We start from the raw sequence: 22,685 nt of genomic DNA on the forward strand, positions 1-22,685 counted from the left end.
TATACATAAGATGAAAACTATGATAAGTAGTATTGATAAAGATAATATAGATTTAGAAGAACTTAAAAAACATGCTAAATTGTTAAGTGAAGGAAAAACTGTTATATTTCCAACTGAAACAGTGTATGGATTAGGTGCAAATGCATTAGATGAAGATGCAGTAAAAAAAATATATGAAGCTAAAGGAAGACCTAGCGATAATCCATTAATAGTACATATACATGAAAAAGAACAAGTACACGAATTAGCTAAAGATGTTAATGATAATGCTAAAATAGTTATGGATAGATTTTGGCCAGGACCAATAACTATCATATTAAATAAAAAAGATATAGTACCTAAGACAACAAGTGGTGGACTTGATACAGTGGCTATAAGAATGCCTTCTCATAAAATAGCAAAAGAAATAATCAAACAATCAGGCGTTCCTATAGCAGCACCATCAGCTAATATATCAGGAAGACCTTCTCCTACAAAGGCTCAGCATGTAAAAGATGAAATGGAAGGCAGAGTAAGTGGAATAGTTTTAGGTGGAGATAGCAATTTTGGATTAGAGTCTACAGTATTAGATTTAACATCAGAGACACCTATGATATTAAGACCGGGGAGCATTACTAAGGAAGATTTAGAATCTGTACTTGGGAAAGTTGAATTAGATCCATCTTTAGCAAAAAAAGAAGATAACCAAAAGGCAAAAGCGCCTGGCATGAAATATACACATTATTCTCCAGATGCAGATGTATTTATAGTATCTGGAAGTAAAGATGATGTATTCAATAAAGTAAATGAACTAATATTAATTAATAATGAAAATGGCTTAAAGACAGGTGTTATGTGTTTAGAAAAAAATAAGCATAAATACAATGGTGAAGTTATATCTTTAGGAAGTACATTAGAGGAAGTAGCAAGTAACTTATTTAACGTTTTAAGAGAAATGGACAAGTTAAAGGTTGATATAATATACTCAGAAGAATTTGAAATTGCTGGAATAGGTCAAGCTATTATGAATAGACTACTAAAATCAGCAGGATATAAAATTATAAAAGCTTAATATCCACTAGTAAATCTAGGGAAAAATATATTATAATAGAATATGGAGGCTACACATATGAAAATAGGATTAGGAAGTGACCATGGAGGATATAATCTAAAGAAAGAAATAGTAAGATACTTAGAAGGTAAGGGAATCGAATGTGTTGATTTTGGACCTGACAATTCTTTAGAATCAGTAGATTATCCTGTATATGGAGAAGTAGTTGCAAATGCAGTAGTAAGGGAAGAAGTAGACTACGGTATACTTTGCTGTGGGACAGGAATAGGAATATCACTAGCAGCTAATAAAGTTCCAGGAATAAGATGCGCAGTAGTATCAGATGTATTCTCAGCTAAAATGTCTAAGGCTCATAATGATGCTAATATGCTTTCTTTAGGAGAAAGAGTTTTAGGAAGAGGATTAGCTTTAGAAATAGTTGAAGCTTGGATAAATACAGAATTTGAAGGCGATAGACACTCTAGAAGAGTTGATATGATAAAAGAAATAGAAAAGAAGCACAGCAAGTAGGAGGAAATTAAATATGAGTAAAGTAATAATAACAGATCATCCATTAATACAACATAAGTTAACATTAATGAGAGACAAAAACACTGGTTCAAAGGATTTCAGAGAGCTTTTAACAGAAATAAGTATGTTAATGGGATATGAAATCACTAGAAACTTACAATTAGAAGACGTAGAAATAGAAACACCAGTAGTTAAAACAAATTCTAAGGTTATAGCAGGTAAGAAATTAGGAATAGTTCCTATATTAAGAGCTGGACTTGGAATGGTAGATGGATTAGTAAGCTTAACTCCAGCAGCTAAAGTTGGACATGTTGGTTTATATAGAGATCCAGAGACTTTACAACCAGTAGAATACTACTGTAAGCTTCCACAAGATATAGAAGAAAGAGAAATGATAGTAGTAGATCCAATGTTAGCTACAGGTGGATCTGCAGTTGCTGCAATAGACGTTCTTAAGAAAAGAGGCGCAACTTCTATAAAGTTAGTAAACTTAGTTGCAGCTCCAGAAGGGATAGCAGAAGTTCAAAAATGCCATCCAGATGTAGATATATATGTTGCGGCAGTAGATGAAAAATTAAATGATCATGGATATATAGTTCCAGGATTAGGCGATGCTGGTGACAGATTATACGGAACAAAATAATTAATTTAATATATAAGGGGGTCTGTACTTTGTGCAGATTCCTTTTTAAGTATTTTTAGAAATGTCAAAAAAATAATGATTTTTAGTTAAATTTACATAAATTTAAATTGTAAAATATATGAATAAATGACAGAACAAAGAAAAAAATATATGTAACTTCATAATTTAGAATAAGTATAAAATTAACAGAATAGTAACTAAAAAACGATAAATTTTGAAAACTTAATACAATTTAAGACAAAATTTTGAAGAAAAACGATTTAATTCAACTTGAAATTCAAATTTAATCAATAAAAGTCAAATTTATTAAAAAAATATTTGAAATTTCTTTAAAAAATTTATAAAAAGTGGTAATATATATTTTATTGAGAATTGATTAAAATACATAAAGTAGTAGGAATAACATTATAATAAAATAATATATATTATTTTATGCGAGGTATACTATTAATGAATAAAAGAAAAATGTATATGGAAATAGCTAATATGTTATCATTAATTAGCCAAATAGGATTAATGATATTAATATCTATATTAGGTTGTACTTTTATAGGAAAATTTTTAGACTCGAAGTTTAACACTGATCCAATCTTTATGCTTATATTTTTAGTATTAGGAGTTGGTGGTGCGTTTATGGCCGTGTATAAGACTTTAGTAGTGTATACAAAAAGGAAGTGATACCATGCATACAAAACTACGAGAAGAAGTAAACTACGTAACAAAAGGAGTTATAGTCTATGATTTAATAGTGATGGCATTATTATTGATAACATCAACTTTTAGTAAACCTATGTTTTTAGGTTTATTATTTGGGACTATGATAGCAATACTTAATTTTAGATTGCTGGCTATAACGATAAACAAATCGGTAACTATGCCTGCTTCTAAGGCTCAGATATATTCAACATCACAATATATGTTGAGAATGCTTATAACGGGAGTGGTTATATTTGTCTCTGTAAAAGCCCCTTATTTACATGTTATAGGGGTGGCAATAGGGTTATTAAGTCCTAAGTTTGTGATATTAGCAAAAGCACTATTAATAGACAAACTAAAAAGAAAGGAGGCGTAAGTATGAGCCAAGCAAAATGGGTTATATTTTTTAACAACTTCAAGATAAGTGAGACAGTAGTAACTAGTTGGATAATAATAGCGGCTTTAGCCTTAGTATCTTTCTTACTAACTAGAAATTTAAAGAAAGTTCCTACTAGCAAAGTTCAAATAATGCTAGAATTTGTTGTAGGTATGATATCAAATTTAGTAACAGATACTATGGGAGAAAAAGCAGTTAAAAGAATGCCAAATATGATTCCATATATAGGAAGTTTATTTTTATTCTTTGCATGTTCTAACCTAATAGGATTATTAGGATTTAGATCTCCAACTACGGATCTAGATACGACACTAGCATGGGCACTAATAACATTCTTTATGATTTACTATGCAGGTGTTAAATTTAATGGATTTGGATACTTCAAAGGTTTATTAGAACCAAACCCATTATTACTACCACTTAACTTAATTGGAGAATTGGCTAAGCCAGTTTCACTAAGTTTCCGTCCATTCGGTAACATACTAGGTGGAGCAGTTATAATGAAATTATTGTATGACTTCCTAGGTTATTTATCAACATTAATACCAGGAGTAACAATACCTTTTGGTCAATTAATAATACCGGTGCCATTACATTTATACTTTGATATGTTTGCCGGATTATTACAATCGTTCATATTCATAATGTTAACGATGGTATTTGTAGGTAATGCTACAGAGTAAAATAATAATTAAAAAACTAAAAAAATATTTTTAAAATTTAAGGAGGAAATAATTATGGAAACAGCTTTAGTATTAGCAGGTTCAGCTATAGGAGCAGGTATTGCAGTTGCAACAGGTATAGGTGCAGGAATCGGACAAGGATACGCAGCAGGTAAAGGTGCAGAAGCAGTTGGTAACCAACCAGAAGCACAAGGAGATATAATAAAAACTATGTTACTTGGGGCTGCAGTTGCAGAATCTTCTGCAATATATGGTCTTGTTGTAGCAATAATTCTTTTATTTGCTAATCCATTAATGAAGTTATTATAATAATAGTAGTAAAATGTAATAATTAGGAGATGGTTTTACCATCTCCTAATTATGAATTGTGATTGGTAGAAAGGAGGATAACATATGGAATTTAAGCCACTAATAGGTATAACATGGGAACTAGCTTTCCAACTTATAAATACTTTCTTAGTATTTTTACTATTAAAGAAACTTCTATTTAAACCTGTACTAAGTGTAATAGAAGCTAGAGAGAAAGACATCAGAGAAAATTTAGCAGAAGGCGAAAAAGCTAAAAGCGAAGGTTTATCTCTAAAGAAAGAATATCAAGAAAAAGTTAACTCTGCTAAAAATGAAGGGCAAGAAATAATAAAGCAAGCTACTTTAAGAGCAGAGCAAAAAGAATCTGAAATAATATCTACTGCAAAGCAAGAAGCTCAAAGCTTAAAAGAAAAAGCTAACAAAGATGTAGAGCAAGAAAGACAAAAGGTTATGAATGAAATCAAAAATGATATATCAGACATAGCATTACTAGCTGCATCTAAGGTTATTGAGAAAGACATAGATAAGTCTAAGCATGAAGAGTTAATAAATAACTTTATAAAAGAGGTAGGCGAAGCTAAATGATAAATGTAATCGCAGGAAGATATGCTGAAGCTCTATTTCAAGTAGGAGAAGAATCAAATTCAACTACTAAATTATATGAAGAATTAAATGCAGTAGTAGAAGCATTACAATCTAGCAAAGAGTTAGATGGTGCTTTTAAATCTCCACTTGTTGGAAAGGCAGAAAAAAAGCAAATATTAGAAAAAGTTTTTGGAGCGCATGTAAGTGCTAACTTAAACAATTTCTTAAAAATAATGATAGATAAAGATAGAATGTCAGCTATAAATGCTGTTAAGAAATCTTATAAAGAATTATTAAATGAAAAGAATAATGTCATAGAAGGTATCGCAATAACTGCGGTTGCTATGAGTCAAGATGAATTAAAGAAACTTGAAGAAAAACTTTCAAGTAAATACAATAAAAATGTTACTTTACAAAATAAAGTTGATGAGTCTATATTAGGAGGAGTTCTAGTTAGACTTGGAAATGAAGAGATTGATGGTACAGTTAAGACTCGTTTATCGAATATGAAAAACCAATTATCTCAAGTAATATCTTAGAATGGCGGTGAACCCATGAATTTAAGACCTGAAGAAATAAGTTCTATAATAAAAGAACAAATAAAAAATTACGAAAATAAAGTTGAGTTAACTGATACAGGTAGTGTTTTAAAAGTTGGAGATGGGATAGCAAGTGTTTACGGATTAGAAAATGCTATGGCTGGAGAACTTTTAGAATTCCCTGGTGAAGTTTACGGAATGGCTCTTAACCTTGAAGAAGACATGGTTGGGGCAGTTATGCTTGGTAATGACCAAGGAATAAAAGAAGGTGACATAGTTAAGAGAACTGGAAACGTAGTTTCTGTTCCTGTTGGTGACGCCTTAGTAGGAAGAGTTGTAAATGCATTAGGTCAACCTATAGATGGAAAAGGACCTATAAATGCAGATAAGAGAAGACCAGTTGAATCTGAAGCTACAGGAATAATAGCTAGAAAATCTGTTCATCAACCACTTGAAACAGGTATAAAAGCTATAGATGCCATGATACCAATAGGTAAAGGGCAAAGAGAGCTTGTAATAGGTGATAGACAAACTGGTAAAACATCTATATGTGTAGATACTATACTTAACCAAAAAGGTAAAGATGTTATATGTATATATGTTGCTATAGGACAAAAACGTTCTACAGTAGCTCAATTAGTTAATACTTTCGAAAAGCATGGAGCAATGGACTACACAATAGTAGTATCAGCTACTGCTTCTGAATCTGCACCACTTCAATTCTTAGCACCATATGCTGGGGTTGCTATGGGTGAAGAGTTCATGTTCGATGGAAAGCACGTATTAATAGTATATGATGACTTAACTAAGCATGCCGTTGCATACAGAGAGATGTCATTATTACTTAAGAGACCACCAGGACGTGAAGCTTATCCTGGGGATGTATTCTACTTACACTCTAGATTATTAGAAAGAGCTGCTAAGCTATCAGATGATTTAGGTGGAGGTTCTATAACTGCATTACCTATAATAGAAACTCAAGGTGGAGACGTTTCTGCGTATATACCAACTAACGTTATATCTATAACAGATGGACAAATATACTTAACACCTGAATTATTCTATGCAGGTATAAGACCAGCAGTTGATCCTGGTATATCAGTATCAAGGGTTGGAGGATCTGCTCAAATAAAATCAATGAAAAAAGTTGCTGGACCATTAAAGCTTCTTTACTCTCAATACAAAGAACTTGCTGCATTCGCTCAGTTCGGATCTGACTTAGATGAAGATACTAAGAAGAGACTTGCACAAGGGGAAAGAATAGTTGAAGTATTAAAGCAAGGTGAACATCAACCATTAGCTGTAGAAAATCAAGTTATGATGATACATGCAGTTACAAATGATTTATTAGCAGAAATACCTGTTAATAATATAGCTAGATTCGAAAAAGAATTATATGAATTTGTTAATACAAATTATCCAGAAATAGGAAAGAAAATTCTTGAAAATGGAGATTTCACTCAAGAATTAACTAACGCTATAAATGAATTTAAGAAAAAATTTGTTATAGAAGCGTAATCCTTTTTAAAAAAGGAGGTAACCCAATTGGCAGGAGCTGGAATGAAGGAAATTAAAACTCGTATTAAGAGTGTTGAAAGTACTAAGCAAATAACTAAAGCTATGGAATTAGTTTCATCTTCTAAATTTAGAAAAGCTAAAGAAAGAGCTGAAAGTTCAAAGCCATACTTTAATACTTTATACAACACTGTTCAAGATATAGCTAAGAATACGGGTAATAGTAAGAATGTTTTTCTTAAAGAAAGAAAAGTAAATAAAGCATGTTATATAGTAATAGCTGGTGATAGAGGTCTAGCTGGAGGTTACAACTCTAATATTTTAAAGGCAGTTGTTGCACATGAAAACTCTAAGGATGCAAAAGTAATTTCTGTAGGTAAAAGAGCTAAAGATTCATTATCAAAAAGAGGATATGAATTAGTTGACTTTATACCTACTGTAGAAGAAGCTACTTATGAAGATGCTAATAGAGTTGCTCAAGTAGCAATGGAAGCTTATAAAAATGGAGAAGTTGATGAGGTAAATCTTGTTTATACGCAATTCGTATCAGCTTTAACTCAAGAAGCGAAAGTAGTTAAATTATTACCGCTTACTATAGAAAACAATGATAATAATAAAGAAGTTAAAAAAGGCAAATCTGCAGTTCAATATTTACCTTCGGCTGATGCAGTACTTGGATATGTATTACCTAAGTATGTTTCAGGAAGTGTATATGGAGCAATAGCAGAATCGTACGCATCTGAGCAAGCTGCAAGAAGAACGGCGATGGAATCGGCTACAGATAATGCTAATGAAATGATATCTAAATTAGAATTAGTTTACAATAGAGCTAGACAAGCGGCAGTTACTCAAGAGATATCTGAGATAGTTGCGGGGGCTTCTTCAGCTCAATAATAAGGAGGTTAGGACATGGCAAACATAGGTAAAATAGTTCAGGTCATAGGACCAGTATTAGACGTTAAGTTTAATAGTGAAAAAAGCTTACCTAATCTATTAAATGCATTAGTGATAAAGCATGGAGATAAAGATATAGTAGTGGAAGTTTCACAACACGTTGGTGATGACACTGTTAGATGTATATCAATGAGTTCAACGGATGGACTTGTTAGAGGTATGGATGTTGTTGATACAGGAGCTCCAATAAGTGTTCCTGTTGGAGATGCAACATTAGGAAGAATATTCAATGTATTAGGTCAACCAGTTGATGGAAAAACTGCACCAGCAGATGCTCCTCAATTACCAATACATAGACCAGCACCAAGTTTCGAAGAGTTACAACCAACTGCTGAAATACTAGAAACTGGTATAAAAGTAGTTGACTTACTTGCACCATACTTAAAAGGTGGTAAGATAGGTCTATTCGGTGGAGCTGGAGTTGGAAAAACAGTTCTTATACAAGAGCTTATAAACAATATAGCTTCTCAACACGGTGGTATATCAGTATTCGCAGGTGTTGGAGAAAGAACTAGAGAAGGTAATGACCTTTACGAAGAAATGAGTGAGTCTGGAGTTATCAAAAAGACTGCACTAGTATTCGGACAAATGAATGAGCCACCTGGAGCGAGAATGAGAGTTGCGTTAACAGGACTTACAATGGCTGAGTATTTCAGAGATAAAGAAAACCAAGACGTGTTATTATTCGTTGATAACATATTCAGATTCACTCAAGCTGGATCTGAGGTTTCAGCGCTTCTTGGACGTACTCCATCAGCAGTTGGATACCAACCAACACTAGCTACAGAGATGGGTAAATTACAAGAAAGAATAACATCTACTAAGAGTGGGTCTATAACATCTGTTCAGGCTGTATATGTTCCTGCCGATGACTTAACTGACCCAGCGCCAGCTACAACATTCAACCACTTAGATGCTAAGACAGTTTTATCTAGACAAATAGCTTCTCTAGGGATATTCCCAGCGGTTGATCCATTAGAATCTAGTTCAAGAGTTCTAGATCCTAATATAGTTGGTAAAGAACATTACGAAGTAGCTAGAGGAGTTCAAACTATATTACAAAGATATAACGAACTTCAAGATATAATAGCTATACTTGGTATGGATGAATTATCTGATGAAGATAAATTAATAGTTGCTCGTGCTAGAAAGATACAAAGATTCTTATCTCAACCTTTCTTCGTTGGTGAGCAATTTACAGGATTCCCTGGTAAATATGTACCATTAAAAGAAACTATAAGAAGTTTCAAAGAAATATTAGAAGGAAAGCATGATAACTTACCTGAATCAGCATTCTTATTTGCAGGAAATATAGACCATGTAATAGAGAAAGCAAAGGAGAGTAGATAATAATGGCAAGCGAATTTGCACTTGAAATTGTCACTCCTGATAAAACTTTCTACAACGGAAACGCTGAGATGATAATAGTTAGAACTACTGAAGGTGATAGAGGTATACTTAAAAACCACAGACCTTTAGTAACAGGACTAGCAACTGGAACTTTACGTATAAAGCAAGATGGAAAATTCAAAGATGCTAAAATCTCTGGAGGATTCATGAATGTAGATAAAGAAAAGACAGTTATAGTAACTGAATCTGCTGACTGGATATAAATAGATTTTTTAAAAAAGGCTAGATATTAATCTAGCCTTTTTTTTATGCTCAAGTATATTATGATACTTCATTTTCTATGGATAAATTATGAAAGTAAATTATATCAATAAATTGATTTTGAGCATAAAAAATATTTTGAGCAACGGACAAATTGGCTGGCGACAGGAACGAAGAGACTTTTTATATAATAGATTAAAAAATATTAAATCCAAAAACCACTTGTTGCTGAAACTTATAATATAGTGGTACTTTAAAGAAATTAATATAAAACGTATACTAAAAAAGAGGAAATTAATAAAAAATAACAAATTTAATACTAAAAAAGTATAACTAATTGAATATAAAAATCTAATAGTAATAAAATATAATATAAGTAATTTTGGAGATGAATTATGAACATACTTGATATAGGCATAGACATAATAGAAATAGACAGAATAAAAAATGCAATTGAAAGAAATCCTAGATTTTTAGAAAAGATATTTACAAAAGAAGAAATAAAATATTTTGAATCAAGAGGAATGAAAATAGAAAGTATAGCAGGTAACTTTGCAGCAAAAGAGGCGATTAGTAAGTCAATAGGGACGGGCATAAGAGACTTTAATTTTAGCGATATTGAAGTACTAAGAAATGATATAGGAAAACCCATAGTTAAAACTTATAATAATTTAAAACAAATTTGCATAGATTATAATGTTTTAGAAATAAAAGTTTCTATATCTCATGGAAAAGATTATGCTGTAGCAAATGCTATAACTATAACTAAGGAGTGATAAAATGAAAAATAAAACAGCCAAGGACATAATGACAATGGATGTTATAGTCGCAAATAGATCTGATAGTATAGCAGATGTGGCACAATTGTTAATAAAAGAAAAGATAGGAGGTGTGCCTGTAGTAAGTGAAGATAGAGAAGTAGTAGGGATAATATCAGAAACCGATATTATGAAAAAAGAAAAATACGTTGAGGCTCCACAAGTTTTAAATTTACTTCAAGGATTAATTTTCTTAAGTGACTTTAAACAAATGGAAGAAGATATGAAGAGGGTAGCAGCATATAAAGTAGAAGAATTAATGTCTACAGATATAATAACAGTTCATGAAAATGACACTTTTGATGATGTTGCTAATGTTATGATAAAAAAATCTGTAAATAGAGTGCCTGTAGTAGATAATGATAATAAATTAAAAGGAATTATATGTAGATACGATATAATAAGAGCTATGTATAATGAATAAAATTAATTAGGGGGATTTTTGTGAAAAAAAAGTGGACTATACTTATAATAATAGTAGTAGGCATACTTAGTGTTTTTATAGGTTGCCAAAAAAGAGAGTCCACAAAAGAAGAAGTATACACAGAATTTCAAAAGAGGATTTCGGCTATGAAATCATATAAATGTAGCGCTGATGTAGAAGTTATTGGAAATAAAAGTGCACAAAACTATACATTTATTCATACATATAATAAGCCGAACAATTATAAGTTAGAAGTAGTATCACCTAAGCATCTTAAAGGAAAGACAATAGAATATAAACAAGATAAAATATTAGTGAAAAATCCAGATATAAATGATTTAATTCAATTGCCTAATGTGGGTAAGAATAATCAATATATGTTTATTGGAGATTTTATAAAAAACTCATTACAAAATGAAGAAATTGATATAAGATTATCTAAAGGACATTTAGTATTAGAAACGTACATACCAGGAGAAGATGAATATTTTAATAAGCAAGTATTATATGTAAATACTGAAAATAAAAACCCTGAAAAGATGGAGATACTAGACAAACAAGGAAAATCAAGATTTATTGTAAATTATAAAAATTTTGAGTACAAAAAATAAGGGGGACAAAAGACATGCAACATAAAATAACAGCTCCTACATGGGCGGAGATAAATCTAGATAACATAAGATATAACCTTAAAAATATAAAAAAGTTATTAAATGAAGATACAAAGGTTTGTGCTGTATTAAAAGCTAATGCATATGGTCATGGAGCAGTAAAAATTGCAAAATTGCTAGAAAACGAAAATGTAAGTCACTTTGCGGTTGCTAGGCTAGAAGAAGCTATAGAGCTGAGAGAAAATAATATAACACTTCCTATTTTATGTTTAGGATATATTCCAGAGCAAAGTTTAGAGTTAGCTATAAGAAATAATGTAATTATAACTATATATTCATTAGAAATGGCTGAAAAATTAAATAATATAGCTATGCGAATAAAAGAGAACGTTTTTGTTCATATTAAGATAGATACTGGAATGACAAGAATAGGATTCCAACCAACGGAAGACTCAATAAAAGATATAAAATTAATTAATGGTTTAGAATGTATAAATCTAGAGGGTATATATACACATTTTGCTACAGCTGATGAATTAGATAAGAATTTTACTAATATTCAAGTACAAAGATTTAACTTTGTAGTTGACAGACTTGAACAAGATGGAATAAATATACCAATAAAGCATGTATCAAATAGTGCAGCAACGATGGATTTACCTGAGTTGAAATATGATATGGTTAGATGTGGTATTGTTTTATATGGGCATTACCCTTCTGATGATGTGCTAAAAGAGAGACTTCAATTAAAACCAGTTATGACATTGAAGACAACTGTTGCTCATATCAAAGAAATTAACCCAAATGTTGGTATAAGTTATGGATTAAAGTATAAAAGTAGCAATAAAGAGAGAATAGTAACTATACCTATTGGATACGCTGATGGGTTTACGAGGATGCAACAAAATCCTAAGGTATCTATAAATGGGAATTATTTTGATGTAGTAGGTAGGATATGTATGGATCAGTGCATGGTTAAAGTTGACAAAGACATAGAATTAAATATAGGAGACCAGGTAATATTATTTGGAGACGACAGTAGAAATGCTGAAGATATAGCCAATGATTTAGGAACTATAAATTATGAAGTGTTATGTATGATATCAAGAAGAGTTGACCGAGTTTATATGGAAAGAAATGCAATTTTACAAGTAGATAGTTATTTGATAAAATAAAATTGATAGTATACCCCGGGAGGCGATTTTGTGCACAATAAAAGTAAGGAGAAAATCATATTTACTTTACCGGATTCTCTTGCGTCTGAAGTAGATCATATCGTTCAGATGGAGAATAGCAATAGAGAAGATTTTGCAAAAGCTGCTTTTCAATTCTATATAACCCAAAAGAAAAAGATAGACATAAAAGAGTCTATGATTAAAGGTTATAAGGAAATGGGTCAAATTAACCTATCATTAGCTGAATTAGGCATGACAAATGAAGTATCTTCCGATGATAACGTCGAAGGGAAGATAGCTCAAGGTGAGTATTAATTTAGATATAAAGCGAGGAGACTTATATTATGCGGATTTAAGCCCTGTAGTGGGGTCAGAACAAGGAGGGGTAAGACCTGTCCTAATAATCCAAAATGATATAGGTAATAAATACAGTCCGACTGTGATAATAGCCGCTATAACATCTCAAATTAATAAAGCGAAATTGCCAACTCATATAGAGATTAGCGCTAATGAATATGGGCTTAATAAAGATTCTGTTATTCTCTTAGAACAAATAAGGACTATAGATAAAAAAAGGCTAAGAGAAAAAATAGGTTGTCTAGATAAGAATATGATGGTAAAAGTTGATAGTAGTCTTCAAATTAGTTTAGGACTATTTGTATTGTAAAAATTATTGATATTAATTAATATCAATAATTTTTTTGTATAAAGTAATATAAAATAAGTACCATTTTTTATTTAAAGTCATCAAAATTAATAAAGTTAAATTAATTAATATATATATAAATTTAAAATAAAAATGATATACAAGTAAAAAATAAATATGAGATTAATCAATTTAAAATAAATATTTTAAATAAAAAGTATGTAATAAAGAATAAATAATGTACATAATTAAGCTGAAATGCAAAAAAAGTATACATAAGTTACTTTATTTTAAAAATAAAGTAAAAAAAACCTGTAAAAGTGATATAATAATATGAGATTGGAAAAATACATTACATAAAAGTAATTTTTACTTTACAAACACAGGGAGGTAATTACATGAGAGACCATAAAGGATTAAATGAGATCACACGTATTATCAGAAAAGATATAGTCTCTATGATACATGGATCAAAGTCTGGACATCCAGGAGGGTCATTATCAGCTGTTGAGATATTAACAGCGCTTTACTTTGATGAAATGAATATAGATCCTAATAACTGTAAAATGGAAGATAGAGATAGATTTGTTTTATCAAAAGGACATGCAGCACCAGTGTTATACGCAACTTTAGCTCAAAAAGGATACTTTGATAAAGAAGAATTAAAGGGTCTTAGAAAAATAAACAGAATGTTACAAGGACACCCAGATATGAAGGGAACTCCTGGAGTTGAAATGTCGACTGGATCTTTAGGACAAGGTTTTTCTGTAGCTTGCGGTATGGCTATGGCATCTAAACTAGATAACGCACCATGGAGAGTATATACTTTACTTGGAGATGGTGAAGTTCAAGAAGGTATAGTTTGGGAAGCTGCTATGAGTGCTGCTCATTATAAACTTGATAATATGGTTGCATTTTTAGACTACAATGGTCTTCAAATAGATGGAGATGTCGAAAAAGTAATGAACATAGGTCCTATAGTAGACAAATTTAAAGCTTTCGGATGGAATGTAATAGAAATAGATGGTCATGATTTTGATCAAATATTTGCAGCTTTAGATATGGCTAAAGAAACTGTAGGAAAACCAACAATGATAGTTGCAAAAACTATAAAAGGTAAAGGCGTATCGTTCATGGAAAATGAAGCTGGATGGCATGGAACAGCTCCAAGTGATAGTGATTTAGAAAAAGCTTTAGCTGAATTAGGGGGTGCAGACAATGAGTAAAATAGCAACTAGAGAGGCATATGGAAAAGCATTAGTTAAATTAGGACAAGTTAATGATCAAGTTGTTGTATTAGATGCCGATTTATCAAAATCTACAAAAACAAATGATTTTTACAAGGCCTTCCCAGAAAGATTTTTTAATATGGGTATAGCTGAGCAAAACTTAATAGGAGCAGCTTGTGGTCTTGCAACTGCAGGTAAAATTCCTTTTGCAAGTAGTTTTGCTATGTTTGCTACAGGTAGAGCTTTCGAAATAATAAGAAACTCAGTTTGTTATCCTAAATTAAATGTTAAGGTATGTGCTACTCATGCGGGTCTTACAGTAGGAGAAGATGGTGCATCTCATGAAAGTATAGAAGATATGGCTATAATGAGATCTATACCTAATATGACAGTTTTAGTACCAGCAGATGGTGTAGAAGCTGAACAAATGATATTTACAGCTGCTAAAACATATGGACCTATGTATGTTCGTTTAGGTAGAAGTGCAGTACCTACATTATTTGATGAAAATTATAAATTTGAAATAGGAAAAGGTGTAGTAGTTAGAGAAGGAAATGATGCTACAATAATAGCTTGTGGTATAATGGTAAATGAGGCTGTAGAAGCTTGTGAAGCATTAAAATCAGAAGGTATAAATGTTAGAGTTATAAACATGTCTACTATAAAGCCTATAGATAGAGAATTAATATTAACTGCAGCAAAAGAAACAGGTGCAATAATAACTGCTGAAGAGCATAGTATAATAGGCGGATTAGGATCTGCAGTAAGTGAAGTTGTATCAGAAGAATGCCCAGTTATAGTTAGAAAAGTAGGAGTTAAAGATGTATTTGGAGAATCTGGAACACCTTCTGAACTATTAAAGAAACATGGATTAACAGCTCAAGATATAGTTGTTGCTGTTAAAGAAGCAATATCTAAAAAATAATGAATTTTAAGCATCTTAAGTTAAAACTTGAGATGCTTTTTTTGAGTAATGAAAAATTTAATCTCTACATAAAGATAAGAGTTTAGTAGTAGTCTAAGAGTAGAGTATTTTTTAGATGTTAAAAAAAATTATAAAAACTATAAATAAAAATTTCTTCTAAGGTTTGTATAACTTTCATATATTTAAAATATATGGGGGTGAAACTATGAATGTAAAGTTTAATATTAAAGGTGTAGTATATGGTATACTAATACTTGCTCTTATAATTGGAGGATTTATAGCTATACCTAATATCTTTATGGAAAAATCCAAGCCTGTTGATTACACAATGGTTCAAAGAGAAGCTATACCTGAAAAAATACTAGATATGATGGATAAATATACTGATCAGGAAAGGGCATTAGCTGTAAAACTAGATAAAAAGATATATGTTATAGTAACTAGAGGTAATGACAATGAACACGGTATAGAAATGGACAAAATAGAAATGATAAAAGATGATGATAAAAATGTAATGAGGGTTAATGTTACATATAAGGATAAAGAAGAGTCTTATCCATACATAGTTGTAGAAACAAATCTTACTGATTTACCAGATAGAATTGAACTAAATGCAGTGAGAGAAGGAAATTAATTATAAATACCATAAATACATAGAATAAAAAGCTATCTCATATGTAGTATATATTATATAAGGATAAACCTAAGTAATATATACTGTATATTTTGAGATAGCTTTTTTATATTTAATCAGATTAGGATATACTAAAATACTGATAAAAACCATTATATAAAAAATAAAAAAATAATTTATTTAATATTTACTAATTATTTACCAGAAAGTAGGGAAAAATAAAAACTAAAATGATGTTGAAGAGGTGAATAATTGTTGAACATAGATAAATATAAAGTAAAAATAGAGGATTTAAAACCTAAAAATGTTTTAAATGATATTGAGTTCAATACAACAAAGGATATATCTCCTATAAAAGATATAATTGGACAGGATAGAGCTGTTCAAGCGATTAAATTTGGACTGAAAATGAATCAAAAAGGATATAACATATATGTAGCAGGGACAAGTGGTGTTGGAAGAACTAGCTACACTCATGCCCTAATAAAAGATCATGCTAAAGAAAATCCAAACAAAAATCTTAAAGATTGGGTATACGTAAATAATTTTAAAAATTCTAATGAGCCAACTGCTTTATGCTTTGATGCTGGACAAGGTAAAGTATTTAAAAAGGATATAGAGGATATAATAGATAAATTAAAAGATGAAATACCTAAAATTTTCAACTCTAAAGAGTATGAATATCATAGTAGATTACTAATGAGTGAATTAGAGTCTAATGTACAAAAAATAATCGAAGAACTAAATGAATTTGCTAGACCTAAAGGTTTTAAATTTCAAGTTACTGAAAGAGGATTAATGAGTATTCCTATCAAAGAAGATGGAACTTTAATGCAGGAAGATGAACTAGGAAGCTTAACAGCAGTTGATGTCAATAAATTAAGAGAAGATGGAATCAAGTTAAATCAAGAAAGTAAGGACTATATTGATAAGATTAAATCATGTGAAGATATATATAAAAATAAAACACTAGAATTAGATAAAAATGTAGGAAGAAGTTTGGTAGGCTTTTATGGTCAATATCTATTAAATAAATATGGAAATGATGAAAAAGCTCAAAAATATATAAATGAAATTTGTAATGATATAGTAGACAATATTTCTAAATTTAAATCTACAGGAGAGGAAACTCAACAAAATCCTATGGCATTGCTTGGAATAATGCCACATAAGAATGATGAGAAATTATTTAATAAGTATAAAGTTAATCTATTTATTGATAATAGTGAATGTAATGATTGTAAAATAATAATAGAAAATAATCCTACATATTATAATTTAACAGGTTCGATAGATTATAAAAATGAAATAGGTGCTTTAACTACAAGTTTTATGGAAATAAAACCAGGCGCTTTACACAAAGCTAATGGTGGATATTTAATTATAAACACTAAAGACTTATTATCAAATCCATTCTCGTGGGATTGTTTAAAAAGAAGCTTAAAAACAAACAAAATAGCTATAGAATCTTTAAATAAGCAATTAGGATATTTGGTTACGTCAACTCTTAAACCAGAGCCAATAGATTTAGATGTTAAGGTTATATTAGTTGGAGATGGATATTATTATAGTCTTTTGTATGCATATGAAGAAGATTTTAGAAATTTATTTAAAATAATGGCTGATTTTGATATAGAAATTAATAAAAACAAGGAAAATATATATAAAACAGTTCAGTTAATAGCAAATAAATGTAATGAAGAAAACTTAAAGCAATTTGATAAATCAGCTGTTGAAAGATTAATAGAATATAGTATGAGATTAAGTGATAATAAAGATAAGCTTACAGCTAAGTTTAATAAAATAGTAGATATAATATATGAAGCTCAAGCTGTGAGTCCAGATACTAATGAATATATAACAAAAGAAGATGTTCAAAATGCCATTGATTTAAAAATTTACAGAAGTAATAAGTATGAAGAGAAATTAAATGAAATGTTCGAAGATGGAACATTATTAATTGATATAGATGGAGAAAAAGTAGGTCAGATAAATGGACTAGCCGTTATGGGAACTGGAGAGTATTCTTTTGGAAAGCCATCCAAAATAACAGCATCGACATATAAAGGTAGAAGAGGTGTTATAAATATAGAAAGAGAAATAAAGCAGAGTGGAAGTATACATGATAAAGGAGTATTGATTCTTAGTGGATATTTAGGAGCTAGATATGGAAAAGAGAAACCTTTATCTATAACAACATCTATAACATTTGAGCAAAATTATAATGGTGTTGATGGAGATAGTGCTTCGAGTACTGAATTATATGCAATAATATCAAGTATATCTGATATACCTATAAAACAACACATAGCAGTAACTGGATCTGTAAGTCAAAAGGGAGAAATTCAGCCTATAGGTGGAATAAATCAAAAAATAGAAGGATTCTTTGATGTATGTAAAATAAAAGGATTCACAGGAAAACAAGGAATTATGATGCCTATACAAAATGTTAAAAATCTTCTTTTAAAAGATGAAATAGTTCAAGCTGCAAAAGAAGGAAAATTCAATATATATGCAATTAGCAATATAGAGGAAGGCTTGGAAATTTTGACTGGAAAAAGTATAGACGAAATTGACAAGATAGTTAATGAAACTTTAGAAAAATATAGAAAATTAGATAAAGAAGATGAAGAAAAAGACGATAAAAAGAAATTATAAAAAGAAATATACTTGCAATTAAGTACTTAAAATAAACAAACTATCTGTACTTAGAAAATTATATCTAGGTACAGATAGTTATTTTAAATTAATGTATATAATGATGGATCTTATTTTCTAGGTGTTAATATTTGAGTTTCTGTAATTATATAGTCTAGCTGAGCATCATGTTCTTCTTTAGGTACAGAATCAAATATTTGTAAATCAAAAGCGATACCGATAGTTATGGCATCTTTTCTGAGTCTATTTAAGAATCGGTCATAATAACCTCCGCCATAACCTAATCTATAGCATTCTCTATCATATGCAACTGCTGGAACTATTACAATATCTATATCATTGACATTTACTTCAAGGTTAGGATCGTTTTTTGGTTCTCTAATACCGTAAGCACCGATTTTTATTCCATTATGTAAATCTGTAATTTGAGTTGGAACTAACTTTCTTTCATCTTTCAGTGTAATAGGAGAAGAAACAATTTTTCTGAGTGATATTAATTTAGTGATCAAATCATCTGTTTTTACTTCGTTATTAAAATCTAAATATAGCATAATGTTATTAGCTTTATTTATGCATTCTAATGATAGTAGTTTTTCAGTAATTATAGATGAATTTTTATTTATAAATTCTATATCCTTACTTTTTCTATCCCCTATAACTTTTTTTCTAAATTCTTTTTTCATAAAATCTACCCCTTTTACTATGGTATAATATGGATAAGGTATCCACTATAAATTTTAGTATATAAGATTGAGAGAAATCAACACAAATGGTAAATGGTAATAAAAAGGATAGCTAGTCATATAATATATAATAGATTAGATAAAGGAGATGCAACGTAATGATTTCAAAGAAAAAAGCTATAATATACGGGATAGTTCTTGTGATAGTAACAGCTTTATTTACATCTACACTTCAAATAGCATTGGGGGATAGAGTTGTAATATCTAAAGAGATGTATGAAGGTTACAAAAAGTATAATAAGATGATTGGTTTAGAAGGTGCTGTAAAAGAAGATTTTTATAAAAAGCCAGCTGATGATAAATTAGTCACAGGAGCAATAAAAGGTATGTTTTCGGGTCTAGATGATCCATACTCTCAATTTTATACTAAAGAAGAATTTAATAGACTTAAGGAGCAAACGAGTGGATCATTTGTAGGAATAGGGGTGTTTATAAGCCCATCTTCTGATGACGGATATTTAACAGTAATATCTCCTATAGAGGGGTCTCCAGCTGAAAAAAGTGGTATAAAGGCAGGAGATAAAATTTTAAAGGTTAATGGAAAAACTGTATCAGCTAAACATTCAGATGAAGCGATTGCTATGATTAAAGGAAAAGAAGGAACATCTGTAGAGTTAACTTTAATAAGAGACGGAAAAGAGTTTAATGTCAAAGTTAAAAGAGAAGAAATAGTATCAAAAAGTATAAATGGCAAGATGCTAGATGATGGTATAGGTTACATACAAATAACTTCTTTTAGTGAAAATACATATAAAGAATTTAAAACAGCATTAGATAAATTAAAATCTGAGAATATGAAAGGTTTAGTTTTAGATGTAAGAGATAATGGTGGGGGATTATTAGATATATGTCAAAAAATAGCTGATGAATTAATAGGGGAAGGAACTATAGTTTATACAAAAGATAATAAAGGAAATACTGAGTATTTAAAATCAGATAAAGAAAAATTAGGTCTTCCTATAGCTATACTGACTAATGAAAATAGTGCATCTGCTTCAGAAATACTTACAGGAGCTATAGTTGATAATAAAGCTGGAGTATCAGTTGGAACAACTACATTTGGAAAAGGATTAGTTCAAACTGTAAGAGAGCTAAAAGATGGAACAGGATATAAGTTAACAACAGCGCAATACTTTACTCCAAGTGGTGACTACATAAATGAAAAAGGAATTAAACCTAATATTGAGGAAAAAAATCCAGAAAAACAGCTAGATGCAGCTACAAAATGGATTAAAGATCAAATAAAATAGAGGATATGAAAAACAGGCTTAGTATATATTACTTAGCCTGTCTTTTTATATAAGTTATATTTCTATAGAATATGTAGTACAGAATTGTTCTCTAGGGCTTAATATATTAATGAATTCTTTATTTTTGAAGATTTTATCAGAATTTATATTATCTGCAAGTCCGTACCAAGGTTCAATACAAATGAATGGTGCTGTTGTTTGAGTATCTTTATAATAAGGAGTCCAAATACCTACAAGAGGGAAGTCTTTAAATTTAACAGTAACATGTTCATCGCTACTATGAGATTTTAAAGAAAGTTCATCTATATTAGTATAAATCAATGCATCATTTATGAACAAATCATTACTCAATGTGACATTAGCAATATTTTCTATAGTACTAACTTTACTAGAATAAGGTCCATCTAATGAAATTTTATTAACTTTGTTTCTATGTTTAAATTCAATAAAATAATCAGATATACTATTGCATTCATTGAAGTTAAGATTAAATGCAGGATGAGCTCCTATAGAAAAATAAATATTTTTATTATCAGTATTAATGACAGTCCATTCAATTTCTAAAGTTGTATCATTTAAAGTATACTTTATTAAAAGCTCGAAGTTATAAGGATAAAGTTTTTTAGAGTCTTGGTTAGAAGTCAACTTATAAGTTATAGAGTCTTCAGCTGAGGATATCGTATCAAAAAACATATCTCTTGCAAATCCGTGTTGTGACATTTTGTATAAGTCATTTTCTATATAAGTTTCATTGTCTTTAAGTCTTCCTACAATAGGAAATAATACTGGTGAATGTCTACCCCAAAATTTAGAATCACCATTCCATAATATATCTTTATTGCGTTTTTTAGAAAAAATTCTAGTAATTTCGGCACCAAAATTTTTAGATTCGACTAGTAAATTTTCATTTTCTAATATATTCATATAATCACCCCTATATTTATTTTAAATATATTATACAATAAAATAATACATGTAATAAAATTTAATGATAAATTTAAATGTTGAATTGTGGAGTAAAAAAAAGTAATTTATCTTAAAAAATGGATTTATTTAAGAAATTTTGTATTATAAATAGAAGGATAAATAGAAGCTGTATAGAATTATTATACATAAGTTAATAATGTGAAATAGGAAGTGATTAAAATGAAAAAACCTAGAGGTAAAGTTGTTAACTTTCAAGAATATAAGGAAAATAAAAGACAATTACAATTAGAAGTTAATAGAGAAGAGCTTTTAAATTTAATAAAAAAGGCTGTAACCACAAAATAGAGAGTTATTATAACTCTCTATTTTGTGATTTAAAGAGGAAATGTACTCAAATACAAATTAAATTAATTTAAAAATACAAGCTGATATTAAGGAGTTAAGACATTTTTAAATCATTCATATAATTTTGAAACTGAGTAAACTCTTCTGAATCACTTAGTTCTACTACTTCTGAGTTTTCAGAATCAAAGTTTTTTAAGTATATGGTATAGTTGTTGTCAACACAATCATGATATATACATCTATAACCATCTTCATATAAATCTTTAAGTTTATTGAAGTTACTCATGATATAGTCTGCTATACTTTATATAGGTATAGCATCTCCTTTCATAAAATTTTAATTTGCAAATAGTACTAGCAAGGTAATAAACCTTTATAATATGTTGTGGAATTTTATAATTAATATTCTATATAAATATATACAAAAATAAAATTATAATTAATTTATAAAAAAGTATTGACGATATATTATTAAGGTGATATAGTATTACTTGTCCTTAAGAAACGGACAAACACAAACGAAAACAACTTAAGAAAAAAAGTTGACAAAGTTATAAAACTTTGATAAACTAAGGAAGTTGTTAGAAAATGAACTTTGAAAATTAAACAGTAGGTTAATTTATAGAAACAAACATAATTCTTTATAGAATTAAACACAAACAACCAAGCCAGATATTCAGATAATGATTAGCTGAGCAATGGACAACTTTTATTTGAGAGTTTGATCCTGGCTCAGGATGAACGCTGGCGGCGTGCCTAACACATGCAAGTCGAGCGATCTTCTTCGGAAGAGAGCGGCGGACGGGT

At 29.8% G+C, this 22,685-nt stretch carries 28 protein-coding genes and 1 rRNA gene; 26 read left to right on the forward strand and 3 right to left on the reverse strand.

Translation table 11 applies throughout. From position 1 onward, the window contains the following. The first annotated feature begins 10 nt into the window (after window positions 1–10). From BLP75_RS16615 to BLP75_RS16725, 23 genes are all read left to right on the forward strand, one after another. Window positions 11–1,051 (forward strand): L-threonylcarbamoyladenylate synthase, encoded by a 1,041-nt coding sequence (locus BLP75_RS16615; protein WP_092727664.1) that lies wholly within the window; start codon window positions 11–13, stop codon window positions 1,049–1,051. Between the two features lie 57 nt (window positions 1,052–1,108). Continuing rightward, window positions 1,109–1,561 carry a ribose 5-phosphate isomerase B gene (gene rpiB, locus BLP75_RS16620; RefSeq protein WP_092727665.1) on the forward strand — a complete coding sequence of 151 codons (453 nt, stop codon included), beginning with the start codon at window positions 1,109–1,111 and terminating at the stop codon, window positions 1,559–1,561. 13 nt (window positions 1,562–1,574) lie between these two features. Further along, entirely contained in the window at window positions 1,575–2,204 is a 630-nt protein-coding gene (gene upp, locus BLP75_RS16625) for a uracil phosphoribosyltransferase (protein ID WP_092727666.1), read from the forward strand. Window positions 2,205–2,654: 450 nt separating this feature from the next. Then, window positions 2,655–2,882, forward strand: coding sequence for an AtpZ/AtpI family protein (locus tag BLP75_RS16630; RefSeq protein ID WP_092727667.1), 228 nt, complete (start codon window positions 2,655–2,657; stop codon window positions 2,880–2,882). Window positions 2,883–2,886: 4 nt separating this feature from the next. After that, entirely contained in the window at window positions 2,887–3,276 is a 390-nt protein-coding gene (locus BLP75_RS16635; RefSeq protein ID WP_092727668.1) for an ATP synthase subunit I, read from the forward strand. Window positions 3,277–3,278: 2 nt separating this feature from the next. Beyond that, window positions 3,279–3,980, forward strand: coding sequence for a F0F1 ATP synthase subunit A (atpB, locus tag BLP75_RS16640; RefSeq protein ID WP_092727669.1), 702 nt, complete (start codon window positions 3,279–3,281; stop codon window positions 3,978–3,980). A 54-nt stretch (window positions 3,981–4,034) separates the two neighbouring features. Beyond that, window positions 4,035–4,289, forward strand: coding sequence for an ATP synthase F0 subunit C (gene atpE, locus BLP75_RS16645; protein WP_092727670.1), 255 nt, complete (start codon window positions 4,035–4,037; stop codon window positions 4,287–4,289). 84 nt (window positions 4,290–4,373) lie between these two features. Next, window positions 4,374–4,874 (forward strand): F0F1 ATP synthase subunit B, encoded by a 501-nt coding sequence (atpF, locus tag BLP75_RS16650; RefSeq protein WP_092727671.1) that lies wholly within the window; start codon window positions 4,374–4,376, stop codon window positions 4,872–4,874. Beyond that, window positions 4,871–5,413, forward strand: a complete 543-nt coding sequence (locus BLP75_RS16655; protein WP_092727672.1) for a F0F1 ATP synthase subunit delta — start codon at window positions 4,871–4,873, stop codon at window positions 5,411–5,413. Before atpF ends, BLP75_RS16655 begins: the two co-directional genes overlap by 4 nt. Window positions 5,414–5,428: 15 nt before the next feature. Next, entirely contained in the window at window positions 5,429–6,931 is a 1,503-nt protein-coding gene (atpA, locus tag BLP75_RS16660) for a F0F1 ATP synthase subunit alpha (protein WP_092727673.1), read from the forward strand. 27 nt (window positions 6,932–6,958) lie between these two features. After that, window positions 6,959–7,822: an ATP synthase F1 subunit gamma gene (gene atpG, locus BLP75_RS16665; protein WP_092727674.1), complete on the forward strand. Its 864-nt coding sequence runs from the start codon at window positions 6,959–6,961 to the stop codon at window positions 7,820–7,822. Between the two features lie 15 nt (window positions 7,823–7,837). Then, the gene (atpD, locus tag BLP75_RS16670; protein WP_092727675.1) at window positions 7,838–9,232 is read left to right on the forward strand and encodes a F0F1 ATP synthase subunit beta; all 1,395 of its coding nucleotides are present in this window, start codon (window positions 7,838–7,840) and stop codon (window positions 9,230–9,232) included. Between the two features lie 2 nt (window positions 9,233–9,234). Beyond that, window positions 9,235–9,495 carry an ATP synthase F1 subunit epsilon gene (atpC, locus tag BLP75_RS16675; RefSeq protein WP_092727676.1) on the forward strand — a complete coding sequence of 87 codons (261 nt, stop codon included), beginning with the start codon at window positions 9,235–9,237 and terminating at the stop codon, window positions 9,493–9,495. 393 nt (window positions 9,496–9,888) lie between these two features. Further along, window positions 9,889–10,269 carry a holo-ACP synthase gene (gene acpS / locus BLP75_RS16680; protein ID WP_092727677.1) on the forward strand — a complete coding sequence of 127 codons (381 nt, stop codon included), beginning with the start codon at window positions 9,889–9,891 and terminating at the stop codon, window positions 10,267–10,269. Between the two features lie 4 nt (window positions 10,270–10,273). Next, complete coding sequence (locus BLP75_RS16685; protein ID WP_092727678.1) at window positions 10,274–10,735, forward strand: CBS domain-containing protein; 462 nt, start codon at window positions 10,274–10,276, stop codon at window positions 10,733–10,735. A gap of 20 nt (window positions 10,736–10,755) precedes the next feature. Then, window positions 10,756–11,346 (forward strand): germination lipoprotein GerS, encoded by a 591-nt coding sequence (gerS, locus tag BLP75_RS16690; RefSeq protein WP_092727679.1) that lies wholly within the window; start codon window positions 10,756–10,758, stop codon window positions 11,344–11,346. A 14-nt stretch (window positions 11,347–11,360) separates the two neighbouring features. Beyond that, on the forward strand, window positions 11,361–12,521 hold the full coding sequence (gene alr, locus BLP75_RS16695; protein WP_092727680.1) for an alanine racemase: 1,161 nt from the start codon (window positions 11,361–11,363) through the stop codon (window positions 12,519–12,521). A 108-nt stretch (window positions 12,522–12,629) separates the two neighbouring features. Then, window positions 12,630–12,836 (forward strand): antitoxin, encoded by a 207-nt coding sequence (locus tag BLP75_RS16700; protein WP_242872454.1) that lies wholly within the window; start codon window positions 12,630–12,632, stop codon window positions 12,834–12,836. Next, a complete protein-coding gene (locus tag BLP75_RS16705; RefSeq protein WP_092727682.1) occupies window positions 12,826–13,188 on the forward strand; it encodes a type II toxin-antitoxin system PemK/MazF family toxin in 363 nt (120 codons plus the stop codon). Before BLP75_RS16700 ends, BLP75_RS16705 begins: the two co-directional genes overlap by 11 nt. Window positions 13,189–13,565: 377 nt before the next feature. Next, on the forward strand, window positions 13,566–14,393 hold the full coding sequence (locus tag BLP75_RS16710; RefSeq protein WP_092727683.1) for a transketolase: 828 nt from the start codon (window positions 13,566–13,568) through the stop codon (window positions 14,391–14,393). Continuing rightward, entirely contained in the window at window positions 14,386–15,321 is a 936-nt protein-coding gene (locus tag BLP75_RS16715; protein ID WP_092727684.1) for a transketolase family protein, read from the forward strand. The genes BLP75_RS16710 and BLP75_RS16715 overlap by 8 nt, the downstream gene beginning before the upstream one ends. A 205-nt stretch (window positions 15,322–15,526) precedes the next feature. Then, the gene (locus BLP75_RS16720) at window positions 15,527–15,955 is read left to right on the forward strand and encodes a hypothetical protein (RefSeq protein WP_092727685.1); all 429 of its coding nucleotides are present in this window, start codon (window positions 15,527–15,529) and stop codon (window positions 15,953–15,955) included. Between the two features lie 252 nt (window positions 15,956–16,207). Continuing rightward, entirely contained in the window at window positions 16,208–18,613 is a 2,406-nt protein-coding gene (locus BLP75_RS16725; RefSeq protein ID WP_092727686.1) for a Lon protease family protein, read from the forward strand. Between the two features lie 110 nt (window positions 18,614–18,723). Here BLP75_RS16725 and BLP75_RS16730 read toward each other — a convergent pair whose 3' ends face one another. Next, window positions 18,724–19,296 (reverse strand): 5-formyltetrahydrofolate cyclo-ligase, encoded by a 573-nt coding sequence (locus BLP75_RS16730; protein ID WP_092727687.1) that lies wholly within the window; start codon window positions 19,294–19,296, stop codon window positions 18,724–18,726. A gap of 158 nt (window positions 19,297–19,454) precedes the next feature. On the opposite strand from BLP75_RS16730, the gene BLP75_RS16735 reads away from it, so the two are divergent. After that, on the forward strand, window positions 19,455–20,606 hold the full coding sequence (locus BLP75_RS16735; RefSeq protein WP_092727688.1) for a S41 family peptidase: 1,152 nt from the start codon (window positions 19,455–19,457) through the stop codon (window positions 20,604–20,606). A 54-nt stretch (window positions 20,607–20,660) separates the two neighbouring features. Here the strand turns inward: BLP75_RS16735 and BLP75_RS16740 are convergent, their stop codons facing one another. Continuing rightward, window positions 20,661–21,530 carry an aldose 1-epimerase family protein gene (locus tag BLP75_RS16740; RefSeq protein WP_092727689.1) on the reverse strand — a complete coding sequence of 290 codons (870 nt, stop codon included), beginning with the start codon at window positions 21,528–21,530 and terminating at the stop codon, window positions 20,661–20,663. 222 nt (window positions 21,531–21,752) lie between these two features. Between BLP75_RS16740 and BLP75_RS18530 the strand changes: the two genes are divergently transcribed. After that, window positions 21,753–21,878 carry a hypothetical protein gene (locus BLP75_RS18530; protein WP_092727690.1) on the forward strand — a complete coding sequence of 42 codons (126 nt, stop codon included), beginning with the start codon at window positions 21,753–21,755 and terminating at the stop codon, window positions 21,876–21,878. A 94-nt stretch (window positions 21,879–21,972) separates the two neighbouring features. Here the strand turns inward: BLP75_RS18530 and BLP75_RS16750 are convergent, their stop codons facing one another. Next, window positions 21,973–22,164 carry a hypothetical protein gene (locus tag BLP75_RS16750; RefSeq protein WP_092727691.1) on the reverse strand — a complete coding sequence of 64 codons (192 nt, stop codon included), beginning with the start codon at window positions 22,162–22,164 and terminating at the stop codon, window positions 21,973–21,975. A 423-nt stretch (window positions 22,165–22,587) separates the two neighbouring features. Between BLP75_RS16750 and BLP75_RS16755 the strand changes: the two genes are divergently transcribed. Then, a 16S ribosomal RNA gene (locus tag BLP75_RS16755) occupies window positions 22,588–22,685 on the forward strand; the annotation flags it as partial.

It is taken from the genome of Romboutsia lituseburensis DSM 797, assembly GCF_900103615.1.
Taxonomy (GTDB): Bacteria; Bacillota; Clostridia; order Peptostreptococcales; family Peptostreptococcaceae; genus Romboutsia_F; species Romboutsia_F lituseburensis.

What these genes read in the sequence shown, in the direction of transcription:
- BLP75_RS16615 (WP_092727664.1), top strand. Translation starts at nt 11, where the DNA reads ATGAAAACTATGATAAGTAGTATTGATAAAGATAATATAGATTTAGAA.
- rpiB (WP_092727665.1), top strand. Translation starts at nt 1,109, where the DNA reads ATGAAAATAGGATTAGGAAGTGACCATGGAGGATATAATCTAAAGAAA.
- upp (WP_092727666.1), top strand. Translation starts at nt 1,575, where the DNA reads ATGAGTAAAGTAATAATAACAGATCATCCATTAATACAACATAAGTTA.
- BLP75_RS16630 (WP_092727667.1), top strand. Translation starts at nt 2,655, where the DNA reads ATGAATAAAAGAAAAATGTATATGGAAATAGCTAATATGTTATCATTA.
- BLP75_RS16635 (WP_092727668.1), top strand. Translation starts at nt 2,887, where the DNA reads ATGCATACAAAACTACGAGAAGAAGTAAACTACGTAACAAAAGGAGTT.
- atpB (WP_092727669.1), top strand. Translation starts at nt 3,279, where the DNA reads ATGAGCCAAGCAAAATGGGTTATATTTTTTAACAACTTCAAGATAAGT.
- atpE (WP_092727670.1), top strand. Translation starts at nt 4,035, where the DNA reads ATGGAAACAGCTTTAGTATTAGCAGGTTCAGCTATAGGAGCAGGTATT.
- atpF (WP_092727671.1), top strand. Translation starts at nt 4,374, where the DNA reads ATGGAATTTAAGCCACTAATAGGTATAACATGGGAACTAGCTTTCCAA.
- BLP75_RS16655 (WP_092727672.1), top strand. Translation starts at nt 4,871, where the DNA reads ATGATAAATGTAATCGCAGGAAGATATGCTGAAGCTCTATTTCAAGTA.
- atpA (WP_092727673.1), top strand. Translation starts at nt 5,429, where the DNA reads ATGAATTTAAGACCTGAAGAAATAAGTTCTATAATAAAAGAACAAATA.
- atpD (WP_092727675.1), top strand. Translation starts at nt 7,838, where the DNA reads ATGGCAAACATAGGTAAAATAGTTCAGGTCATAGGACCAGTATTAGAC.
- atpC (WP_092727676.1), top strand. Translation starts at nt 9,235, where the DNA reads ATGGCAAGCGAATTTGCACTTGAAATTGTCACTCCTGATAAAACTTTC.
- acpS (WP_092727677.1), top strand. Translation starts at nt 9,889, where the DNA reads ATGAACATACTTGATATAGGCATAGACATAATAGAAATAGACAGAATA.
- BLP75_RS16685 (WP_092727678.1), top strand. Translation starts at nt 10,274, where the DNA reads ATGAAAAATAAAACAGCCAAGGACATAATGACAATGGATGTTATAGTC.
- alr (WP_092727680.1), top strand. Translation starts at nt 11,361, where the DNA reads ATGCAACATAAAATAACAGCTCCTACATGGGCGGAGATAAATCTAGAT.
- BLP75_RS16700 (WP_242872454.1), top strand. Translation starts at nt 12,630, where the DNA reads ATGGAGAATAGCAATAGAGAAGATTTTGCAAAAGCTGCTTTTCAATTC.
- BLP75_RS16710 (WP_092727683.1), top strand. Translation starts at nt 13,566, where the DNA reads ATGAGAGACCATAAAGGATTAAATGAGATCACACGTATTATCAGAAAA.
- BLP75_RS16715 (WP_092727684.1), top strand. Translation starts at nt 14,386, where the DNA reads ATGAGTAAAATAGCAACTAGAGAGGCATATGGAAAAGCATTAGTTAAA.
- BLP75_RS16720 (WP_092727685.1), top strand. Translation starts at nt 15,527, where the DNA reads ATGAATGTAAAGTTTAATATTAAAGGTGTAGTATATGGTATACTAATA.
- BLP75_RS16730 (WP_092727687.1), bottom strand. Translation starts at nt 19,296, where the DNA reads ATGAAAAAAGAATTTAGAAAAAAAGTTATAGGGGATAGAAAAAGTAAG.
- BLP75_RS16735 (WP_092727688.1), top strand. Translation starts at nt 19,455, where the DNA reads ATGATTTCAAAGAAAAAAGCTATAATATACGGGATAGTTCTTGTGATA.
- BLP75_RS16740 (WP_092727689.1), bottom strand. Translation starts at nt 21,530, where the DNA reads ATGAATATATTAGAAAATGAAAATTTACTAGTCGAATCTAAAAATTTT.
- BLP75_RS18530 (WP_092727690.1), top strand. Translation starts at nt 21,753, where the DNA reads ATGAAAAAACCTAGAGGTAAAGTTGTTAACTTTCAAGAATATAAGGAA.
- BLP75_RS16750 (WP_092727691.1), bottom strand. Translation starts at nt 22,164, where the DNA reads ATGAGTAACTTCAATAAACTTAAAGATTTATATGAAGATGGTTATAGA.